The organism is Lacrimispora sp. (genome assembly GCF_031982545.1).
GTDB lineage: Bacteria > Bacillota > Clostridia > Lachnospirales > Lachnospiraceae > Lacrimispora.
This window is the reverse complement of record NZ_DALYXB010000007.1, coordinates 54,574-76,934: the sequence shown is the minus strand read 5'-3', so window position 1 is coordinate 76,934 and position 22,361 is coordinate 54,574. Positions and strand designations below refer to the sequence as shown.

Genomic DNA, 22,361 nt, shown 5'->3' with positions numbered 1-22,361 from the left:
ATACCAAAAATTGTCGTGCAATTCAACACTTACCATTTTTGGAAGAAATTTATCCGTTTATACATAGAACCTTGATCCTGCACCTTATTTTGGATATAATGGGAGAGGATTGTTTATATAGAAGAAATGAGGATGCGTATGAGAAAAGCCTATAAAATATTATACAAAGAAGGTACGGGAGAAATTATGGAAAAAAAATCCCGTTTTATAGCCAGCTTTCGGCCTGTTAAAACAGAAGAAGAGGCTCAGGCGTTTATAGAGGAAATAAGAAAAAAATACTGGGATGCCAGTCATAACTGTTATGCCTGGATTTTAGGTGAGAATGGGGAAGGGAAGCGCTGCAGTGACGATGGAGAACCCAGTCAGACTGCCGGAAAGCCCATGCTTGATGTTTTGGAAGGAGAGGAAATCGTGAATCTCTGCGTGGTAGTTACCCGTTATTTTGGCGGGACCCTTCTTGGTACGGGAGGTCTTGTAAGAGCTTATTCCGGGGCGGTAAAGGAAGGCCTTAAAGCATGCACGGTTCTGATGCTGGTACCGGCAAAAAAACTTTTCATAGACACAGATTATAATGGAGTTGGAAAAATACAGTATCTATTGGGTCAGTCAAATCTTACAACGTTAAACAGTGAATATACGGATCACGTCGTGCTCACGGTGCTGGTGCCTGATGAGGAAGTCTTAAAGCTCCAGGCTGATATTACGGAAGCTACAGGAGGAAAAGCAAATCTTGAGACAGGCGATTCCGTCTATTTTGGCATACACGAAAAAGAAGTCTTATTGTTTCCAGAAGGGAAATAGTTTTCAGAAAATAAAAAAAATCTTGCAATATTATATTTCAGGTGTTATACTAATAAATCGTGATAATGTAGATGAAACTAAGGGCATAGCAGGTCCTTAGTTTTTTATGATATGGGAGTGAATTACCTGTATTATGCTTGAATAACAGAAAGAAGAGTACATTTATGAAGATGAAAAGAGAAGACGTCAGGAATGTGGCAATCATTGCCCACGTCGATCATGGTAAAACCACGCTTGTGGATGCCCTGTTAAAGCAGAGCGGTGTATTCCGTGAGAATCAGGAAGTAGTAGAACGGGTTATGGATTCCAACGATATTGAAAGAGAGCGCGGAATTACCATCTTATCCAAGAATACGGCAGTTCATTTCAGAGATACAAAGATTAATATTATTGATACACCAGGACATGCGGATTTCGGCGGAGAAGTAGAGCGTGTATTAAAGATGGTTAACGGAGTTATTCTGGTAGTAGACGCTTATGAAGGTGTTATGCCCCAGACCAAGTTCGTATTAAGAAAAGCACTGGAATTAGGACTTTCTGTCGTAGCCTGTATCAATAAGATTGACAGACCGGAAGCAAGGCCGGAAGAAGTAGAAGAAGAAGTGTTAGAGCTTCTTATGGATCTTGACGCAAGTGAAGAGCAGCTGGATTGTCCGTTCCTCTATGCTTCAGCAAAAGCTGGATTTGCAAAAAAACAGCTTGATGATGAAGGTGTTGACATGGCTCCTTTATTCCAGACTGTCCTTGATCATATTCCGGCTCCGGAAGGAGATCCGGAAGCTTCTACCCAGCTTTTAATCAGTACCATCGATTATAATGAGTATGTGGGACGTATCGGAGTTGGTAAAGTAGATAACGGCAAAGTCAGAGTTAACCAGGAATGCGTCATAGTCAATCATCATGATCCTGACAAATTCCGCAAGGTTAAGGTTGGTAAGCTGTATGAATACGAGGGTCTTAATAAGGTAGAAGTACAGGAAGCAGGAATTGGTGCCATTGTAGCGATCTCAGGTATTGCAGATATCCATATCGGTGATACTCTCTGTTCTGTGGAAAACCCGGAAGCTATTCCGTTCCAGAAGATTTCTGAACCAACAATCGCCATGAATTTCATGGTAAATGACAGTCCTCTCGCAGGACAGGAAGGTAAATTTATCACTTCCCGTCATTTAAGAGAACGTTTATTCCGTGAATTAAATACAGATGTCAGCCTTCGTGTGGAGGAGACAGAATCTCCGGACTGCTTTAAGGTTTCCGGCAGAGGAGAGCTTCATTTATCTGTACTGATTGAGAATATGAGACGGGAAGGCTTTGAATTTGCAGTAAGTAAAGCAGAAGTTTTGTATCATTATGACGAAAGAAACAGAAAACTGGAACCAATGGAAATCGCTTATATCGATGTACCGGAAGAGTTTACCGGAGCTGTTATTCAGAAGCTGACAGGCCGTAAGGGTGAACTTCAGGGTATGAGCCCGGCAAACGGCGGATATACAAGACTGGAATTTTCCATTCCATCCAGAGGATTAATCGGCTACCGCGGTGAATTTATGACAGACACCAAGGGAAACGGAATTATGAACACTACATTTGATGATTATGCACCGTTTAAGGGTGAATTGTCTTATAGAAAGTCCGGATCCTTAATTGCATATGAATCAGGAGAATCCATAACCTATGGTCTTTACAATGCCCAGGAGAGAGGAATCCTGTTTATCGGAGCTGGAGTCAAGGTGTATTCCGGTATGGTAATCGGACAGAACCCCAAGGCAGAAGATATTGAAATTAATATCTGTAAAGCAAAGAAACTGACCAATACCCGTTCTTCCGGTGCAGATGACGCTTTGAAACTCAGTACTCCAAAGGAGATGAGCTTAGAGCAGTCTCTTGACTTTATTGATGTTGATGAGCTGTTGGAGATCACCCCTGTCAGCCTTCGAATCAGAAAGAAAATTCTGGATCCAACAATCAGAAAACGTACTTCTCAGAATAAAAAATCATCCGTATAAATTGTTATAAACAGGAGAATGCTGACGCAGATCGCCGAAATATCGCCGATCAGTCAGCATTCTCTGTTATTTTTTGTGCATTCTGCCTCCTTCTGTCGATATTTTTGGTATGCTTTTTATCATTTTCATGTATTCTGCCACATAAATTTAATATTAGCTGTGAAGCATATTAGCAAATTAGTGAAAGAAGAGGAGAAATACTATGTCAGAAAAAATGATTGAAAACAACAAAGTAAGCGTTATCGGAGAGATTGTCTCCGGCTTCACCTTCAGCCATGAGGTATTTGGAGAAGGATTCTATATGGTGGACATTGCGGTAAACCGTCTCAGTGATCAGGCAGACGTGATCCCGCTGATGATCTCCGAACGTCTCATCGACGTGGAAGGAAATTACGAAAGTTGTACCATAGAAGCGGTTGGTCAGTTCCGTTCCTATAATCGTCATGAGGGAACAAAGAACCGCCTTGTACTTTCCGTATTTGTCCGTGAGATCCACTTTATGGAAGAGTTTACAGATTACACAAAAACCAATCAAATTTTTCTGGATGGATATATCTGCAAAGCACCCATTTACAGAAAAACCCCGTTAGGCAGGGAAATTGCAGATTTACTCCTTGCAGTCAACCGCCCTTATGGAAAGTCCGATTACATACCCTGTATCGCATGGGGAAGAAATGCAAGATATGCTTCTGGTTTTACAGTAGGAACCAGAGTTAAGGTCTGGGGAAGAGTTCAGAGCAGAGAGTATACCAAAAAGCTCACGGATACGGAATGTGAAAAGAGAGTGGCTTACGAGGTATCGGTCAGCAAGCTGGAGTGCTCTGAATAAAATATTATTAATATGTTAAGGAAATAATAAGAAAACTTGAAAAAATATTAATTATATGATACGATAAGCAGGTTCTAACATAATAAGTAAATAATTGCTTTTTAGCTGTTATGAGGTGCTGAAAGATGAATCGAGGTACGATACAGGTTATATGCGGAGAAGGAAAAGGCAAGACGTCTTCTGCACTCGGCATGGGAATCGAGGCTCTGACGAAGAACAGAACTGTCATCATGATCCAGTTTTTGAAAGGCTGCCAGGGACGGGGATCTCTGGAGATTATGAAAAGACTGGAGCCGGAGATGAAGATCTTCCGGTTTGAGAAGTGCGATGGATTATTTGAGAATCTGTCCATGGAACGGCAGGAAGAGGAACGCATGAATATCCGCAATGGTCTTAATTTTGCCAGAAAAGTAGTATCTACAGGAGAATGTGATATGCTGATCCTGGATGAAATTCTTGGACTTTTGGACCAGGGCATTGTAGAAGCGGGAGAACTCATAAAACTTCTTCAGTCTAAAGTGGATGAGATGGAGGTCGTATTAACCGGTAAGGTATTTTCAAAAGAGATAGAACCTTATGTAGACAGTATTCTGGAAATCAATCATGTTAAAGTTGACAATACAAAATAATAATGTTAGTATGGTAACATACATAATAGAGTAGAGGTTGCGTTGCTTATCAGTATATTGTCCGATGTATCAGGTACAGAGGAGGACAGTGGAAAGGAAGAGACGCCGAAGAACGGTATGGCCTGAACATATCTGTTCTGGGCATGTGGTTAAGAGCCATATGACTGTCATCCGTATGGATGGGGAGCTACTTAAAGAAAGATGAGATTACCAGATTCTGGACTTTAAGAGCTGACCCTGTTGTCAGCTCTGTTTTTTCGTTTTGACAGAAAGAACAGAGTGCCAAAGGGCCCTTAGAAGTTTACTATGTATAACGATAAAGAATCAGGAGGATAAGACCATGGCAATTTTTGAAGGCGCAGGAGTAGCGCTTGTAACACCATTTCAGGAAAACGGACTAGTCAATTATGAGGTACTTGAAAAATTGGTAGAGGAGCAGATTGCGGAGGGAACCGATGCGATTGTTGCATGTGGAACCACTGGCGAAGCATCTACCATGACTCATGAGGAACATCTGGATGTAATCAGATACGTATGTGAGGTAACGAAGAAAAGAATTCCAGTCATAGCCGGAACTGGTTCTAATTGTACGGATACAGCTGTTTATCTGTCTGTGGAAGCACAAAAACTGGGTGCAGATGGTCTTCTTCTGGTATCTCCGTATTACAATAAAGCGACGCAGAACGGATTAAAGGCTCATTTTAAAGCTGTGGCAGATGCTGTGAATATTCCGATTCTTCTATATAATATACCGGGCAGAACCGGTGTAACCATAAAAGCGGAGACCATTGCAGATCTCTGTCTTACTGTTCCTAACATTTTAGGCGTGAAAGAGGCCAGCGGTGACTTTTCTGCCATTGCTGATTTAATGAGTCTGACGGATGGGAAAGCCGATGTATATTCCGGCAATGATAATCAGATTGTTCCCATGATGTCTTTGGGCGGAAAAGGAGTTATTTCTGTTTTATCCAATGTTGCCCCCGCAAAAACACATGAGATCTGCCAGGCGTATTTTGACGGTGATGTGAAGCGCAGCGCAAGACTTCAACTGGAAGCAATCCCATTAATTAATGCGTTATTCAGTGAAGTCAATCCCATCCCTGTGAAAGCCGCGTTAAATCTCATGGGAAGACAGGCGGGACCAATGCGTCTGCCATTAACTGAAATGGAAGAGAAAAATCAGGAAAAATTAAAAATTGCCATGAAAGAGTATGGAATTTTGTAAGAAGTATATGCTATCCATATGGAGGAAATCATGATTAAGATGATAATGCACGGCTGTAACGGGGCCATGGGACAGGTCATTTCCGGTATTGCAGCGGAAGAAAATAATATAGAAATTGTTGCCGGTATCGATCCCAACATGACGAAAGAAAATTCGTATCCGGTATTTTCTTCTTTAGAGTCCTGCGATGTAGAAGCGGATGTAATCGTTGATTTCACTTCTGCAAGAGCTGTGGAGGGTCTCCTTCATTACAGCATTGAAAAGCAGATTCCGGTTGTCTTATGTACAACGGGACTTTCTGAGGATCAGGTAAAGCTGGTTGAAGAGGCATCCAGACAGGTAGCGGTGCTTCGGTCTGCCAATATGTCTCTGGGCGTTAATCTGTTAATGAAGCTGATAAAGGATGCTGCACTTGTTCTTGCCGGCGCTGGTTTTGATATTGAGATTTTAGAAAAACATCACAATAAGAAGCTGGATGCCCCCAGTGGAACTGCCCTTGCCCTTGCAGATTCCATTAATGAGGCGATGGATCAGGAATTTCATTATGTTTATGACAGAAGCCAGGTGAGAAAAGCAAGAGATAAAAAAGAAATTGGAATTTCTGCAGTCCGCGGCGGCACCATTGTAGGAGAACACGATGTAATTTTTGCTGGAACAGATGAAGTTGTTACCTTTCAGCATACCGCGTATTCCAAAGCTATTTTTGCAAGAGGAGCAGTTTCCGCTGCCAAATTTTTAGCAGGGAAAAAGCCAGGACTTTATACAATGAAAGATGTGATAGAAACCTGATTTTACAAAATTTTCCACTATAATTCATTTCTCCTTGACACATACTAAGCATAGAACATGAAAGGAGAAGTATTATGAAGAAGATAAAACCATATGTATTTGCGATTCTTGTCATTATGTCAGTTATGTGCCTGACTGCATGCGGCACAACAAAGGGAACTACCGGCACAAAAGGTGGAACAGGAACAACTACAGCAGCACAGACAACTGCAGGTGCCACAAAAGAACCGACTACAACCACAGCTGGTACGACAAAAGCGGATCAGGGCAAGGAAAGCACAGGCGTTATCAATGATGCTGTAAAAGATGTGGAAAAAGGCGTGGATAAAATTACCGGTGAAAGTAATGGTCAGCCTACCACAGAAAGTACAACAGCAGCAAAATAATCTTTCATAAAAAGCTTCGGCATAAAATTATGCTTGAAGCTTTTTTTACTTTCGTATATAATCAGATCAGACACACATCTTAAATTCTATTGGTCTCTTTTCTCGTTTTTTTTCCATTCCCCTTTATGTTATGCCTTTAATCAGTCAGGAGCCTGTTTATGAATTATATTTTAAAAAATTATCGCATACTGAGATATAATAAAAGAAAGAAGCCATGGAGAAATTTAAAATGGGCATTTAACCGTGAGAAATGTCGCAGCAGATTGCGTTATCTTTTGTATTGCTGCCTGTTTATTGAAGCTGCCTTGGTCTTTCCCAGTGAAAGAGAACGAATTTGCAGGGAGCTGGTAGAAATATATACAGTGAAAGACGAGATAATGGAAGAAGCAATTACTGAAATTTCTTCTTTTGAAGGAACGGAGGGAGAAATGAGAGAACGTGGCGTTCTGCTGGATTTAAAAGAAGGTCAATTAAAATTCTGGCAGAAAGTGGAGCGGCAGATCCTGAAAGAATCACATTGAGAAACAGACATGTATATTGGTCATTAGTATTTATAATAATAAAACCAGTTGCAATCCAATTTTCACTGTATTATAATTTCTACTGAAACACCAGAGTTTTATTTGAAAAACTTATAAATTAATTCAGAAAAGGACAGGTGGATACCGTGGAGAAAAAAGAAATGCTGTATGAGGGAAAAGCAAAGAAGGTCTATACTACTGAAGATCCGGACGTGTTAATTGTTTCTTATAAAGATGATGCCACCGCTTTCAATGGTCTTAAAAAAGGTACCATTGTTGGAAAAGGTGCAATCAACAACCGTATGACTAATTTCGTTTTCAAAAAATTAGAAGCCAAAGGTGTTCCGACTCATCTGGTTGAAGAGTTAAACGACCGTGAGACTGCAGTAAAAAAAGTAGAGATCGTTCCTCTAGAGGTAATCCTCAGAAATTATTCTGCAGGTAGTTTTGCAAAAAAGATGGGGATGGAAGAGGGAATTAAGTTTGCCTGTCCGACACTTGAATTCAGCTATAAAAATGATGATCTGGGAGATCCGTTTATTAACGATTATTACGCTCTGGCTCTTAATCTCGCAACAAAGGAAGAGATTGAAGCTATCACAAAGTATGCGTTTTTAGTAAACGAGGTTCTCATTGAGTATTTTGACACCTTAAACATTGATCTTATTGACTTTAAGATTGAGTTTGGCCGTTACCACGGACAGATTATTCTTGCCGACGAGATTTCTCCTGATACATGCAGACTGTGGGATAAGGACACTCACGAAAAACTGGATAAGGATCGCTTCCGCAGAGATTTAGGCGGTGTGGAAGACGCATATGAGGAGATATTCCGCCGTCTTGGAATTCAGTAAACAGCACAGAGAGGGTAGATATTTCATGAGTAACGAATTGAACTTCAATATAGAAGAAGAGTTACATGAGGAGTGCGGCGTCCTCGGCATCTATGATTTTGACGGCGGCGACGTTGCTTCCACCATTTATTACGGTTTGTTTGCATTACAGCACAGAGGACAGGAGAGCTGCGGAATAGCTGTCAGTGATACCGAAGGTCCAAAAGGAAAAGTAAGTGCGCATAAGGGGATGGGATTATGTAACGAAGTTTTTACTCCCGAGGTTTTGGAAGGTCTTCATGGGAATATCGGAGTAGGCCATGTTCGTTATTCAACGGCAGGCAGCAGTACACGGGAAAATGCCCAGCCTCTTGTTCTTAATTATGTAAAAGGTACTCTTGCCATGGCTCATAACGGAAATCTGGTGAATGCGCCGGAGCTTCGCAAAGAGCTGGAGTACAGCGGTGCGATTTTTCAGACTACAATTGATTCAGAAGTTATCGCGTATCATATTGCCAGAGAGCGGGTTAAGACCCCTTCCGTAGAAGCAGCAGTTGCCAATGCCATGAAAAAAATCGTGGGAGCCTACTCCCTGGTTGTTATGAGTCCCCGTAAGCTGATCGGAGCCAGGGATCCATACGGATTTAAACCATTGTGTATTGGGAAACGGGATAATTCTTACATCATTGTATCAGAAAGCTGCGCCCTTGATACAGTAGGTGCGGAATTTGTCCGTGATGTTCTGCCTGGTGAAATCGTAACTATTACAAAAGACGGAATCGCTTCAGACACAAGCCTCTGTTTTAAAGAAAGATCCAGGGAGGCCAGGTGTGTATTTGAATATATTTATTTTGCAAGGCCGGACAGCGTATTTGACGGGGTGAGCGTCTATCATTCCAGGCTTTGTGCAGGCCGGGCACTGGCTGTGGATTCACCGGTAGAGGCAGATGTGGTGGTGGGAGTTCCGGAATCCGGAAATGCAGCTGCCCTTGGATATTCTCTTCAGTCAGGAATTCCTTATGGAACCGCATTTGTAAAGAATTCCTATGTAGGCCGGACTTTCATTAAGCCAAAGCAGAGCTTCCGGGAATCATCGGTGAGAATCAAGTTAAATGTACTTAAGGAAGCGGTTGTGGGGAAACGGGTAATCATGATCGATGATTCCATAGTCAGGGGAACTACCAGCGCCCTGATTGTAAACATGCTTCGGGAGTCTGGTGCCAAAGAGGTTCATGTACGGATCAGTGCGCCGCCCTTTTTACACCCCTGTTATTTCGGAACGGATATTCCCGATGAAGATCAGCTGATCGCCCATAACAGAAGCATTGACGAGATACGGGAGCTTCTTGGAGCAGACTCCCTGTCTTATTTAAATATAGAACGTCTGAATGAGATGGCGGAAGGGCTGCCTATCTGTACGGCATGCTTTAGCGGAAACTATCCCATTGAACCGCCGAAAGAAGACATACGCGGTGAATACAGCAGATAATAGGACTTGGAATCAGGGGCTGTCAGACCGGTTTGCGCTGCATAACCGGAAGGCAGTCCCTGGCTGCTCTTTCCATAATAAAGAAAATATGATAAAATAGCTCTACAACGAAACCCAAGGAGGAATGAAAAGAACATGACAGATCGTTACCAAAGCCCGCTGTCTGAGCGTTATGCCAGCAAGGAGATGCAGTACATTTTTTCTCCTGATAAGAAATTTAAGACCTGGAGAAAACTGTGGATTGCTCTGGCAGAAGTAGAAAAGGAACTTGGACTTCCTATTACGGAAGAACAGATAGAGGAACTGAAGGCGTTTCAGGATGATGTAAATTACGAGGTAGCCATACAGCGGGAAAAAGAAGTCCGCCACGATGTAATGTCTCACGTATATGCATATGGAGTCCAGTGTCCCAAGGCAAAAGGCATTATTCATCTTGGAGCCACCTCCTGTTATGTTGGTGATAATACAGATATTATTGTTATGACAGAAGCACTTTTACTGGTGCGGAAAAAACTGATTAACGTAATTTCTGAGCTGGCAAAGTTTGCAGACAGCTATAAGGATTTACCAACTCTTGCATTTACCCATTTTCAGCCTGCCCAGCCTACGACAGTCGGTAAGAGAGCTACGTTATGGCTCCATGATCTTACCATGGATTTAGAGGATCTGGATTATCTTCTTGATTCCATACGCCTTCTTGGCTCCAAGGGAACAACCGGAACCCAGGCAAGCTTTTTAGAGCTGTTTGACGGAGACATGGACAGAGTGAGAAAAGTGGATGCCATGATTGCAGAGAAGATGGGATATAAGGGGTGTTACCCGGTATCTGGTCAGACCTACTCCCGGAAAGTGGACAGCCGTGTGGTCAACGTTCTGGCAGGAGTTGCTCAGAGTGCTCATAAGTTCTCCAATGATATTCGCCTTCTCCAGCATTTAAAAGAGGTGGAAGAGCCATTTGAAAAGAGCCAGATCGGTTCTTCAGCCATGGCTTATAAGAGAAACCCCATGAGAAGTGAGAGAATCGCCTCCCTGTCCAATTACGTTATGGCAGATGTGATGAATCCCATGCTTGTTTCTTCCACTCAGTGGTTTGAACGGACACTGGATGACTCTGCAAACAAACGTCTGAGTGTTCCGGGAGGCTTTCTTGCAATTGACGGAATTCTGGATCTCTATCTGAATGTGGTTGACGGTCTTGTGGTTTATCCCAAGGTCATTGAAAAACATATGATGGCGGAACTTCCTTTCATGGCGACAGAAAACATCATGATGGATGCGGTAAAAGCAGGCGGCGACAGACAGGAACTCCATGAGCGGATCAGGGAACTTTCCATGGAAGCCGGTAAGAATGTGAAAGTAAACGGACTTGATAACAATCTGCTGGAACTTATTGCAGCAGACCCATCTTTTAATCTTTCATTAGAAGAACTGAAAAAAAGCATGGATCCTAAAAAATATGTAGGCTGCGCTCCGGCTCAGGTTACCATTTACCTTGATGAGGTAATTCGTCCTCTTCTTAAGGATAACCAGGAACTTCTTGGTATGACAGCAGAAATCAATGTATAAGAAGGCTGCGGACAGACTGATCTTTATCAATGAGTCTGTCTGCAGTTTTTTGTGTGCAAGGAGGAATGATGAGCAGTAGTCTGGAATATTATAAAGTTTTTTATTATGTGGCAACGTTAGGCAGCATTACACTGGCATCTGAAAAACTCTGCATCTCCCAGCCGGCAGTCAGCCAGGCGGTCCGGCAGCTGGAACAGTCACTGGACTGCCAGCTTTTTATGCGGATGTCAAAAGGAGTTAAGCTGACCAGAGAAGGAGAATTTTTATTCGATTATGTAAAATCCGGTTTAGAGAGCATCTGGCACGGGGAAAATATGTTAAGACGGATGAGGGATTTAGAGACCGGTGAGGTACGCATAGGAGCGAGTGATATGACACTTCAGTTTTATTTACTCCCTTATCTGGAAAAATTTCATGAACTTTATCCGGGAATTAAAGTAACGGTTTCCAATGGTCCCACACCAGAAACACTTCGCTTTTTATATGAAGGGAAGATTGATTTCGGTGTGGTCAGCACTCCCTTTGAAGCAAGGAGCGAGGTGAAAAGTACTCCTGTAAAGGAAGTCCGTAATGTTTTTATTGCAGGTGAGAAGTTTAGGCATCTGGAAGGGAAAAAACTGAGTTATGATATCCTAAAGGAACTTCCCTGTATTTTTCTGGAAAAGAATACCAGCACCCGGACATTTATGGACGAGTTCTTAAAAGAGCGGAAAGTGGAGGTGGAGCCGGAATTCGAGCTTTCCACCAGCGATATGATCGTTCAGTTTGCCATGCGGAATTTAGGAATTGGCTGTGTGATGTCTGGATTTGCCCAAATGGAGCTTGAGAAAGGTAACCTGATAGAACTGCAGTTTGAAGAGTCCATGCCTGGACGGCAGTTTGCTATTATCACTGACCGTAAGACTCCCATTTCTCCTGCTGGGAAGAAGATTCTGAAACTAATGATTGATGATATAAGCTAGACTTATGCCAAATATAAATAATATTGACTTTACTTATGTGAATCTTTGCGCTATCATAGGGAAGTAAAAGGTATTTTTTCACTCATAGGAGGATTAATCGAATGGTAAGAGCAATCGTAGGCGCCAACTGGGGCGATGAAGGAAAAGGTAAAATCACAGATATGCTGGCAAAGGAGTCCGATATTATTATCCGTTATCAGGGCGGAAGCAATGCCGGGCATACCATTATCAACAATTATGGCAAGTTTGCCCTTCACCTTCTTCCGTCAGGTGTTTTCTACAACCACACAACCAGCATTATTGGCAATGGCGTGGCATTAAACATCCCTTATTTAATTAAGGAAGTGAATGATCTTGTGAGCAAAGGCGTTCCAAAACCGGCGATTCTGGTTTCTGACCGAGCACAGATTCTGATGCCATATCACATTCTGTTTGATCAGTATGAAGAAGAGCGTCTGGGAAAACGGTCCTTTGGTTCTACAAAATCAGGGATTGCACCATTTTATTCAGATAAATACGCGAAAATCGGTTTTCAGGTATGCGAACTTTTTGATGAAGAGTCATTAAAGGAAAAGGTGGAACGCGTTTGTGAAATGAAGAATGTTTTAATGGAACATTTATATCACAAACCAGCCATTGATCCGGAAGAATTATTTAAGACTTTACTTGAGTATCGCGAGATGGTAAAACCGTTTGTTTGTGATGTTTCCAATTATCTTCATAAGGCAATTAAGGAAGGTAAGAATATTTTGCTGGAAGGACAGCTGGGATCTTTAAAGGATACCGATCACGGAATTTATCCAATGGTTACCTCTTCCTCCACACTGGCAGCATACGGTGCAATTGGAGCAGGCATTCCCCCATATGAAATCAAGAACATTACCACAGTTGTAAAGGCATATTCCAGTGCAGTTGGTGCCGGCGCATTTGTCAGCGAGATCTTCGGAGACGAGGCAGACGAGTTAAGACGCCGCGGCGGTGATGGCGGCGAATATGGCGCAACGACTGGAAGACCCAGACGTATGGGATGGTTTGATGCAGTGGCTTCCAGATATGGATGCAGAATTCAGGGAGCTACCGAAGCAGCACTTACTGTTTTGGATGTACTTGGTTATCTGGATGAACTTCCTGTTTGTATCGGATATGAGATTGATGGAACAGTTACAAAAGATTTCCCCAATACGATTGAGCTTAATAAGGCAAAACCGGTTTATACCACACTTCCAGGCTGGAAATGTGAGATCAGAGGAATTAAAAAATACGAGGATCTGCCAGAAAACTGCAGAAACTATATTGAATTTATTGAGAAAGAGCTTGAAACTCCGATTACCATGGTTTCCAATGGACCGGGAAGAGATGATATTATCTATCGCTAGGGTTTGAAAAAATTAAGCAGAGCATTAGGATTATTTCCTATTGTCTCTGCTTAATTTTGTTTTTCAATTCTCGATTTATTTTCAAGTGATTTCGTGAAAATACCTAATTATACCTATATAATTATAAATTATTCTTTGTTAGTGGTATTAGTATTGTTGTGATCATCATTCGGTCTTATGACCCGGACAACCAGCTGAGCAGCATATATAAATGCGGGAATAACTACGGTGGAATAGATCGCCGCCATCAGCCATTTCTTTGATTCCGCACTATGAGAAAATGCGGATACCAGTGCAATAAGATAAAGGGAACAGATTAATACCAGACCGGCAATAGCCAGGGCGCGTTTCCATTTCATGGGGAAACCTCTCTTTCTGAAAAAATTATACTGGGTTTATTATATCCCAAAACAGTATATTTGGAAAGAAATGTTTGGAAAATGTTCACAAAATCTTCAGATTTTGAAAACTGTACATTTCTCCCAATCTATAGTACACTTTTAATAGATTACAGACAACGCGGAAGGAGTGCTTGGTACCCTTGAGAAAACAATGGTTGGCAGTAATTTCAGCAGGGATCCTTCTGAGCATGGGAGGGGTGATGAGTTCCCTTGCTTCAGAAGATAATGGGCAGGAACAAAGCACCGCCATTAATCTTTTGGAGGCCACGAAGGAATGGCAGTGGAAGGAAGATTCCGGAGGCTGGAGATACATAAAAAAGGATGAAACCTATAAAAAGAACTGCTGGGAAAAGCTTGACGGAAGCTGGTATTATTTTGGCTTTGATGGTTATATGAGTACCGACTGGACAACGATCCGCGGTATGGATTATCTCTTTGCCGAGACCGGAGAGCTGCAGCTTGGCTGGTGCTATAACGACGAAGAGGAAAAATGGCATTATTACAAGGAAGATGGTACCCCGCAAAAAGGATGGTTTCAGGATCTGGATGGAAGCTGGTACTGGTTTTCTGCAAAGGGTGAGATGGCTTCTTCCGGATATAAGTATGTAACCGGAGGAAAGTATTATTTCTTTGATAACGGACAGATGGCTGCTAACCAGTATGTCGGTCTCTTTTACATGGATGAAACCGGAAACAGAAACAAAAATTTTGATATCATAATTGAAAGTAAGAAAAAGAATACTACCGTCTCTGCTGAAGTAAAGGAAGGATTTACAGAAGCATCCAAGAATCTGCCCCGAGAATGGGTGAAGCGTTTTACGGATCAGGGCTGGGAGATTCTTTATTATCCGGAAAAACAGTATTTTTCTGCGCCTAATACCGGGAGTGGTGTTTATTATGTAGGTCATTCGCTGGATACCACTTACAAGAAAATAAAGATATGCAATCCTTCTGAACTTACGGAAGCATTTTGTGAATATATTGGATATGAATACGGCTTATATAAGGGAACGCTTCAGGAGGCGACGGATTTATCCATGGATAAATCTTTAATGGACGAATATGTTTTCATACCGGATTACTATGCGGATGATATGAAATTTTATTTTGGAAAGCTGGCAGCAGCATATTTGGGAAGTGCATCAACCAGGTCAGAGATGGAAGCAGAAGCCCCGGAAGTGACCCGGATATTAAAAAAGATATTATACAGGCAGAGTTGAATTACGAATAATTCTTATAGCAGGCATATGGTCTGATATAGATTATACCGATTCAGCGCTGCTTTTTTATTTAAAATCTGGTTGACAAATCAGTTTATATATAATATTATAAAATTATATTTAGCAAAATTGAATTTGGCGAAATAAAAGGAGAATATAAATGGGTTTAATACCCCGTATCGTTGTTCTATTGATTGCAGCAGAACATTTATACATTCTATGGATGGAGATGTTTGCCTGGAAGACAGCTGGAGAAAAGATGTTACCTGGTTTTGAACCGTCGTTTTTTGAGGAAACAAGAGTAATGGCGGCAAATCAGGGGTTATATAATGGGTTTCTTTCCGCAGGTCTTATATGGTCCCTGTTTGTAAGAGAAGGAATATGGGCGGACAGGATTTCCATATTTTTTCTTTCCTGTGTGATTATCGCAGGGGTATATGGAGCACTGACTTCATCGAGAACTATTTTTTTTAAACAGGCGTTGCCTGCAATTGCAGCACTTTTTATAGTGATAATTATTTAAATGAAAGGAGTAATATATATGAATGAAACTATAAGAACAATTCAAAATCACAGATCAATCAGAAGCTTTTTAGATAAAGAGGTTGATGACCTTATCATTGACGAAATCCTAAGGGCTGCACAGTCCATGCCCAATTCGATTAATGGCCAGCAGAGTTCGGTAATAGTAATTAAGGATAAAGAAACAAAGGCTAAAATAGCCCAGCTGGCCGGTGGTCAGAAATGGGTGGAAGATGCACCGGTATTTCTTCTGTTCGTACTGGATTTTTATAAAACCAGTCTTGCGGCTGAAAAGAACGGGCTGACTCAGGTGATACATGAGAGTGTGGAAGGAACCATGGCAGGAACCTTTGATGCAGGACTTTCCATGGGCGCTGCAATTATAGCCGCAGAGTCTCTGAATCTTGGGATTGTACCAATCGGCGGAGTGCGTAAAAATCCAGGTGAAATCATAAAGCTTTTGAATCTTCCTCCATATACTTATCCGGCAGTTGGCCTGGCAGTTGGATATCCAAAAGACGAATCACACAAGAAACCAAGACTTCCATTTTCCACATTTCGTCACAATGAAGTTTACCACACAGAGGAAATGAAAGAAGCCATCGACCAGTACGATATGGAGATGGAAGATTATTTGAAAGAAGTGGGGCGTCAGCAGGAAGGGAACTGGAGTAAATACACCTCGGGAATTTATCAGAATGTTTATTACCCCGATGTCTATCCAACCATGAAAGACCAGAAGTTTTTAAACGACAAATAAAAGAAGGGGAAAGCTGCAAAAAACAGCTTTCCCTTTCTTTATTCTGCCAGCTCACTCCAAATCTCATACAGCTCTTCCAGACGTTTGCTGATCATCTCTTTTTCCTGATTTAATTCCATAAGTTTTGGTACATCTGTGAAAATCTCTTCTTTTACAAGAAGCTCATCGATTTCCCCGTCTCTGGTTTCCAGTTTATGAATTTCATCTTCTGTTTTTTTCAGTTCGTTCTGGCGTTTGCGGATCTTTGCCTGTTCTTCCTTTTGGGCTTTCCAGTCAAGCTTTATCCCGGAGGGGTCTTCGCCGGGTACAGCAGCAGCTTCGGACACCTGGGTCAAAAGACCTGTCATAATATCCTTCTTTTCCAGATAATAATCGTAATTTCCGATATAGTTAATAAGTGTCTGGTTAGTCAGGTCCAGAATTCGTGTGGCAGTTTTATTAATAAAATAACGGTCATGGGATACGTAAAGCACGGTACCGGTGTAATTGACCAGGGTGCCCTCCAGTATCTCTTTGGAGGTGATATCCAAATGGTTGGTCGGCTCGTCAAGGATCAGGAAATTGGCTTCAGAAAGCATAAGCTTTGCCAGAGAAACACGTCCCCGTTCCCCACCGCTTAAGTCCTTGATCCGTTTATATACGTCATCGCCTGTAAAGAGAAAGGCGGCCAGGATATTGCGGATCTGAGTATTGTTCATATATGGATAAGTATCCTGAAGTTCATCGAATAAAGTTTTGTCCATATGAAGAACCTGATGCTCCTGGTCATAATATCCGATATGTACCTTGGAGCCTAAGGAAACCTCTCCCTGATCGGGCGCCAGTATGCCGTTTAATATTTTTAAAATTGTGGTTTTTCCGGTTCCGTTGCCGCCGATAATGGCAACCCGTTCTCCCCGCTTGACTTCAAACCCGATGTGTTCAAAAAGGAGATTGTCCCCAAATGATTTTTTTAAATCTTTAACAGTCAGAACGTCATTTCCACTGATTACGTTGGGTTCCAGCTGGATGCGCATCTCGTCGTTAACCTCGGCAGGTTTTTCTAACAACTCGATCTTGTCCAACATCTTTTCTCTGCTTTCTGCCCGCCGTATGGATTTTTCCCTGTTAAACGATTTTAATTTTGTAATTACTTCTTCCTGATGCCTGATTTCCTGCTGCTGGTTTAGATAGGCCTTCATCTTAGCTTCCCGGATCATGGCTCTTTTGCTGCTGTACTCCGTATAGTTACCCTGATATACGGACAAAATGCCATTATCCAGCTCAATGATCTTTGTCACCACACGGTTTAAAAAGTACCGGTCATGGGCGACGATGATTACGCTGCCGTCATAATTAATCAGATATCCTTCCAGCCAGGCAATGGAGTCCATATCCAGATGGTTGGTAGGCTCATCAAGGAGAATGATGTCTGGTTTTGTAAGGAGAAGGCGTCCTAAAGCTACCCGGGTTTTCTGACCGCCGGAAAGAGCAGATACCGGCTTCCCGAATTCATCTTCTGTAAAACCAAGACCCTTTAATACGCCGGTCACTTCACTTCGGTAAGCGTAGCCGTTCTGCAGCTCAAATTCATGGTTTAAGCGGCTGTAAACGGTAAGCATCTCATCCAGTTCCTCACCAGTGGCGTGCTTCATATCCAGCTCAAGTTTGCGGATTTTTCCTTCCATATCCATAAGGGGACGTTTCACTTCCAGAACTTCTTCATAGACTGTCCGGACTCCGGATAAATCCTGATGCTGTGATAAATAGCCTAAGGTTTTTCCCTTGGATATGACCACCTCTCCTTCATCGGATGCCAGTTCACCGATAATCATTTTTAACAAAGTTGATTTACCAGCTCCGTTAATTCCTACAATGGCGGCTTTCTCATGGTCTTCTATATGAAAGGAAGCGTGTTTAATCACTTCGTTGGTGCCAAATGCTTTACTGATATTGCTGCATGAGAGAATCATGGTTTCTTTCCTCCTGAATAAAATGGGACAATAGTACCAGTATAATATAGGTCCATTTATTTTTCAAGGATACAATCGTAAAACTCGTTTGACATTATTTTATCACGCAGTTATAATGGTGTTAGTTAAATTCTAAGTAAAAGAAGGTGAAGATGTGGCAGATAAAGAAATTTCAAAAGCAGTGATTGCCAGGCTTCCCAGGTATTATCGTCATCTGGGAGAGCTTATGGAGGATGGAGTGGAACGAATATCCTCTAATGAGCTGAGTTTGCGTATGAAAGTGACCGCTTCTCAGATACGCCAGGATCTTAATAATTTCGGCGGATTCGGACAGCAGGGTTATGGATATAATGTGAAATACTTATATACAGAGATAGCGAAGATATTAGGAATTGACAGACAGCACAATTTAGTGATCATTGGTGCGGGCAATTTAGGACAGGCGATTGCGAATTATGCAAATTTCGAAAAGCGTGGTTTTTTAATCAAAGGAATGTTTGATATCAATCCACGTCTGATCGGTCTGGTTGTTCGCGGAATTGAGATCCGAAGTGTGGATGATCTGGAACAGTTTGTAAGAGATAATGATGTTCAGATTGCAGCCCTGACCATACCAAAGACCAAGGCACCGGAAATTGCAGACCGTCTTGTAAGGGCAGGCATCAAGGCTATCTGGAATTTCGCTCATACAGACTTAACCGTGCCGGATGATGTTGTGGTAGAGAATGTACACTTATCAGAGAGTCTCATGAGACTGTCTTACCGGGTCTGCAGCATGCAGGATAACTCGATTGATGAAAAGCAAAGACAATCAGCAAAGAACAGTTAATATGCCTGCCGGCAGCCAAAGAGGAAATTTCCCTCTTTGCTGCCGGTAGTTTGCTATGGAGAAAGGCGGGTGCAGTATGAGATATCTGGTAACGGGAGAACAGATGAAGCAGGTTGACCAATATACCATCGAACAAATTGGTATCCCATCACTGGTACTGATGGAGCGGGCAGCCCTGGCCGTTTTTAAAGAAGCAGTAAATCATGTGAAACAGACGGAGCTGGTGTGGGTACTGTGCGGGAGCGGTAACAACGGTGCTGACGGAATCGCTGTTGCCAGAATGCTTCATATAAGCGGTTATCATGTTCTGGTTATTCTTGCTGGAAAAAAGGACAAAGGAAGCAGTGAATATTTAACCCAGCTCTCCATTGCAGAGAAAACAGGAGTAAAAGTAATGGAAGGCATGGATGGGAACCCGGGAACCTGCAGTCTGCTCATTGACGCGCTGTTTGGCGTAGGGCTTGACAGGGAGATTCTTGGTACCCATCTGGAAATTATGAAATCCATAATCAGGTGTAAACCGGAATTTATAATTGCAGTGGATATTCCTTCCGGCATTCATTCTAATACCGGACAGATTATGGGAACTGCAATCCCTGCAGATTTAACGGTTACATTCGGATATGAAAAACTTGGTACCATGCTGTACCCTGGAAAAGAATACAGCGGCAGAGTTATTGTGGAGGATATTGGTTTTCCTCCTGAAAGTATGAATTATGTGAAAACCGAATATTTTACATTTCAAGAGACTGACATGACGATGATCCCCAGTCGGCCAGCCTATTCCAATAAAGGCAGCTTTGGTAAGGTTCTCCTGGTTGCTGGTTCCAGAAACATGAGTGGGGCTGCATATTTAAGTGCACTTTCCGCCTATCGGACTGGTGCTGGTCTGGTCCGGATCTTTACTGTAGAGGAAAACAGGGAGATTTTGCAGACCTTACTTCCTGAGGCAGTGATTGTTTCCTACCGGTCAGCAGAAGCAGAACGGAAAACGGAGAACTTTGAACAGCTTTTGATTAAACAGTGTGAGTGGGCCAGTGTGATTGTTTTGGGACCGGGACTGGGGCAGGAAGTTTACGTGAAAAATCTGGTGGAATCCGTTCTTGTAAATGCCTACGCTCCGGTAATTGTAGATGCTGACGGGCTGAATACCATTGCCAGTAATCCGGAGCTTACCAGTTATTACACGGAGAACATTATCATTACCCCTCATCTGGGAGAGATGGCAAGACTTACCGGAAGCTCGGTAGAACTAATAAAAAAACATCTCATTCAGACAGCAAGAGAGTATGCGGACCGGTTTGGTATAACCTGTATATTAAAAGATGCGGTTACCATTGCTGCGCTTAATGATCAGAGAACCTATGTAAACAGCACCGGGAACAGTTCCATGGCAAAGGCAGGGGCAGGAGATGTACTGACCGGAATTCTGGCCGGGTTACTGGCAATGGGAATGGAAGGACCGGATGCAGCGGCACTGGGTGTATGGCTTCACGGACTGGCGGGGGATATGAGAAAGAAGAAATATGGAGATTACAGTCTTCTTGCCAGAGAACTGGCAGATGAGACTGGTATAATATTGCAGGAGCGAACGAGGGAATAAATCATGAAAACATATGGCAGGGTATATGAAGCGGTAGATTTAGATGCAATCCGGTACAACATGGAAGAGATGAAAGCAAATTTAAGGCCGGAGACAAAGATGATCGGGGTTGTAAAATCCGATGGATATGGTCATGGCGCTGTCCCTGTGGCTCTGGCAATTGATCCTTATGTGTGGGGGTATGCTGTGGCTACCGTGGAAGAAGGCGTAATACTTAGAAAACATGGAATCACAAAGCCCATTCTGGTTCTTGGAGTGGTTCCCTATGATGGCTATCAGCTTCTGGTGGATTATGATATCAGCTCTGCCGCATTTCAGCTGAAGAAAGCCATGCGTCTTTCTGAACTGGCGGAAAAAGCAGGAAAGAAAGCTGTGGTTCATCTGGCTCTTGATACTGGTATGAGCCGGATTGGATATCCGGTGACAGAAGAGGCAGCGGAGGAAGCGGCAAAGATCTGCAGACTGCCGGGAATTTATGCTGAGGGGCTCTTTACTCATTTCGCAAAAGCAGATGAAACGGATAAAAAAGCAACGGGATCACAGATTGAGAAGTTTCAGGCATTTGTAGATATGCTGGGCGAAAGAGGAATTACCATTCCTGTCCTTCACTGTTCTAACAGTGCAGGAATTATTGATTTGCAGGAAGCTAATTTTCACCTGGTCCGTGCAGGCATTTCTATCTATGGGTTGTATCCTTCCGCAGAGGTAAAAAAAGAACCTGTAAGGTTAAAGCCTGCCATGGAATTAAAGAGTACCATTACCTACATAAAAAAAATCGGGCCTGGAACTTCTGTCAGCTATGGTGGAACGTTTACTGCTCAGCAGGAAATGACAGTGGCGACAATCCCAGTGGGATATGGAGATGGCTATCCCAGAAATTTATCTGGAAAAGGTGAGGTCTTAATCAGAGGACAGCGGGCTAAAATTCTTGGAAGGGTGTGTATGGATCAGTTTATGGTTGATGTCACATCGATTGAGGGAGTAAAAGAAGAGGATGAGGTTGTTTTGATTGGAAGACAGGGAAAGGAACAGATTGCAGTGGAGGAACTGGCCGAGCAGTGCGGCGGCTTTCATTATGAAATACTCTGTGATATCAGCAAACGGGTACCCCGGGTTTATATGGAACACGGCGAAGTAGTGGGAACCAAAGATTATTTTAACGATTGTTACAGCACCTTTTTAAAGGTGTGATAACCAACTCCATGTCCGTATCATATGATAAGGTATGCGGCGGAAAAACTTAAGTGAATACACGAGTCAAAGTAGGTCAATAATAGACTTAAATAAATTGACGGAGTGTGAGAATGTGATAATCAGACGTGGAGACATTTATTATGCCGATCTAAGACCGGTAGTAGGCTCTGAACAGGGCGGGATTCGCCCGGTTCTTATTATACAAAATGACATCGGTAATAAGCACAGTCCCACTGTGATCTGTGCAGCGATTACCTCAAGAATGAATAAGGCAAAGCTGCCTACCCATGTGGAACTGGATACGAAAAAGTGCGATATGATCAAGGATTCAGTCATACTTTTGGAACAGCTGCGGACCATTGACAAGCAGAGACTGAAAGAGAAAATTTGTCATATTGATGAAAAACTGCAGCAGGAAGTGGACTGTGCATTAAGAATCAGCTTAGAACTGAATACATAGTTCACCAT

General features: G+C 42.5%; 22 protein-coding genes and 1 riboswitch. Of the genes, 20 read left to right on the top strand and 2 right to left on the bottom strand.

Features of this window, described 5'->3' with window-relative positions; all coding sequences use genetic code 11:
• Positions 1-138 precede the first annotated feature (138 nt).
• From ABS301_RS13045 to ABS301_RS12985, 13 genes are all read left to right on the top strand, one after another.
• Entirely contained in the window at positions 139-801 is a 663-nt protein-coding gene (locus ABS301_RS13045) for a YigZ family protein (protein ID WP_349672623.1), read from the top strand.
• Positions 802-965: 164 nt separating this feature from the next.
• Positions 966-2,807: a translational GTPase TypA gene (typA, locus tag ABS301_RS13040; RefSeq protein WP_349672622.1), complete on the top strand. Its 1,842-nt coding sequence runs from the start codon at positions 966-968 to the stop codon at positions 2,805-2,807.
• Between the two features lie 202 nt (positions 2,808-3,009).
• Complete coding sequence (locus ABS301_RS13035) at positions 3,010-3,636, top strand: single-stranded DNA-binding protein (RefSeq protein WP_104439027.1); 627 nt, start codon at positions 3,010-3,012, stop codon at positions 3,634-3,636.
• Positions 3,637-3,761: 125 nt separating this feature from the next.
• Positions 3,762-4,265, top strand: a complete 504-nt coding sequence (locus ABS301_RS13030) for a cob(I)yrinic acid a,c-diamide adenosyltransferase (protein WP_104439028.1) — start codon at positions 3,762-3,764, stop codon at positions 4,263-4,265.
• A gap of 23 nt (positions 4,266-4,288) precedes the next feature.
• Positions 4,289-4,463, top strand: a riboswitch (Lysine riboswitch).
• A 142-nt stretch (positions 4,464-4,605) separates the two neighbouring features.
• Complete coding sequence (gene dapA, locus ABS301_RS13025; protein WP_349672621.1) at positions 4,606-5,490, top strand: 4-hydroxy-tetrahydrodipicolinate synthase; 885 nt, start codon at positions 4,606-4,608, stop codon at positions 5,488-5,490.
• A gap of 30 nt (positions 5,491-5,520) precedes the next feature.
• Positions 5,521-6,279 (top strand): 4-hydroxy-tetrahydrodipicolinate reductase, encoded by a 759-nt coding sequence (dapB, locus tag ABS301_RS13020; RefSeq protein ID WP_349672620.1) that lies wholly within the window; start codon positions 5,521-5,523, stop codon positions 6,277-6,279.
• Positions 6,280-6,353: 74 nt separating this feature from the next.
• The gene (locus tag ABS301_RS13015; protein ID WP_349672619.1) at positions 6,354-6,665 is read left to right on the top strand and encodes a hypothetical protein; all 312 of its coding nucleotides are present in this window, start codon (positions 6,354-6,356) and stop codon (positions 6,663-6,665) included.
• Between the two features lie 158 nt (positions 6,666-6,823).
• Entirely contained in the window at positions 6,824-7,186 is a 363-nt protein-coding gene (locus ABS301_RS13010; RefSeq protein ID WP_349672618.1) for a hypothetical protein, read from the top strand.
• Positions 7,187-7,332: 146 nt separating this feature from the next.
• Complete coding sequence (gene purC, locus ABS301_RS13005) at positions 7,333-8,040, top strand: phosphoribosylaminoimidazolesuccinocarboxamide synthase (RefSeq protein ID WP_349672617.1); 708 nt, start codon at positions 7,333-7,335, stop codon at positions 8,038-8,040.
• Between the two features lie 25 nt (positions 8,041-8,065).
• Positions 8,066-9,508, top strand: a complete 1,443-nt coding sequence (purF, locus tag ABS301_RS13000; RefSeq protein ID WP_349672616.1) for an amidophosphoribosyltransferase — start codon at positions 8,066-8,068, stop codon at positions 9,506-9,508.
• 135 nt (positions 9,509-9,643) lie between these two features.
• Positions 9,644-11,074, top strand: a complete 1,431-nt coding sequence (gene purB / locus ABS301_RS12995; protein WP_349672615.1) for an adenylosuccinate lyase — start codon at positions 9,644-9,646, stop codon at positions 11,072-11,074.
• A 68-nt stretch (positions 11,075-11,142) separates the two neighbouring features.
• Positions 11,143-12,036: a LysR family transcriptional regulator gene (locus tag ABS301_RS12990; RefSeq protein ID WP_349672827.1), complete on the top strand. Its 894-nt coding sequence runs from the start codon at positions 11,143-11,145 to the stop codon at positions 12,034-12,036.
• 101 nt (positions 12,037-12,137) lie between these two features.
• Positions 12,138-13,412, top strand: a complete 1,275-nt coding sequence (locus ABS301_RS12985; protein WP_349672614.1) for an adenylosuccinate synthase — start codon at positions 12,138-12,140, stop codon at positions 13,410-13,412.
• 128 nt (positions 13,413-13,540) lie between these two features.
• Here the strand turns inward: ABS301_RS12985 and ABS301_RS12980 are convergent, their stop codons facing one another.
• Positions 13,541-13,771, bottom strand: coding sequence for a hypothetical protein (locus tag ABS301_RS12980; protein WP_349672613.1), 231 nt, complete (start codon positions 13,769-13,771; stop codon positions 13,541-13,543).
• A 182-nt stretch (positions 13,772-13,953) separates the two neighbouring features.
• On the opposite strand from ABS301_RS12980, the gene ABS301_RS12975 reads away from it, so the two are divergent.
• The 3 genes from ABS301_RS12975 (at position 13,954) to ABS301_RS12965 (ending at position 16,315) form a co-directional block, all read left to right on the top strand.
• Positions 13,954-15,033: a cell wall-binding protein gene (locus ABS301_RS12975; protein ID WP_349672612.1), complete on the top strand. Its 1,080-nt coding sequence runs from the start codon at positions 13,954-13,956 to the stop codon at positions 15,031-15,033.
• 160 nt (positions 15,034-15,193) lie between these two features.
• Positions 15,194-15,556, top strand: coding sequence for a DUF1304 domain-containing protein (locus ABS301_RS12970; RefSeq protein WP_349672611.1), 363 nt, complete (start codon positions 15,194-15,196; stop codon positions 15,554-15,556).
• An 18-nt stretch (positions 15,557-15,574) separates the two neighbouring features.
• A complete protein-coding gene (locus tag ABS301_RS12965) occupies positions 15,575-16,315 on the top strand; it encodes an NADPH-dependent oxidoreductase (RefSeq protein ID WP_349672610.1) in 741 nt (246 codons plus the stop codon).
• A 38-nt stretch (positions 16,316-16,353) separates the two neighbouring features.
• On the opposite strand, the gene abc-f is transcribed toward ABS301_RS12965, so the two are convergent.
• Positions 16,354-18,267, bottom strand: coding sequence for a ribosomal protection-like ABC-F family protein (gene abc-f, locus ABS301_RS12960; protein ID WP_349672609.1), 1,914 nt, complete (start codon positions 18,265-18,267; stop codon positions 16,354-16,356).
• 154 nt (positions 18,268-18,421) lie between these two features.
• On the opposite strand from abc-f, the gene ABS301_RS12955 reads away from it, so the two are divergent.
• From ABS301_RS12955 to ABS301_RS12940, 4 genes are all read left to right on the top strand, one after another.
• Positions 18,422-19,096 (top strand): redox-sensing transcriptional repressor Rex, encoded by a 675-nt coding sequence (locus tag ABS301_RS12955; protein WP_349672608.1) that lies wholly within the window; start codon positions 18,422-18,424, stop codon positions 19,094-19,096.
• Between the two features lie 76 nt (positions 19,097-19,172).
• Complete coding sequence (locus ABS301_RS12950; protein ID WP_349672607.1) at positions 19,173-20,699, top strand: NAD(P)H-hydrate dehydratase; 1,527 nt, start codon at positions 19,173-19,175, stop codon at positions 20,697-20,699.
• A 3-nt stretch (positions 20,700-20,702) separates the two neighbouring features.
• The gene (alr, locus tag ABS301_RS12945; protein WP_349672606.1) at positions 20,703-21,890 is read left to right on the top strand and encodes an alanine racemase; all 1,188 of its coding nucleotides are present in this window, start codon (positions 20,703-20,705) and stop codon (positions 21,888-21,890) included.
• Positions 21,891-22,005: 115 nt separating this feature from the next.
• Positions 22,006-22,353, top strand: a complete 348-nt coding sequence (locus tag ABS301_RS12940) for a type II toxin-antitoxin system PemK/MazF family toxin (RefSeq protein WP_104439045.1) — start codon at positions 22,006-22,008, stop codon at positions 22,351-22,353.
• Positions 22,354-22,361 lie beyond the last annotated feature (8 nt).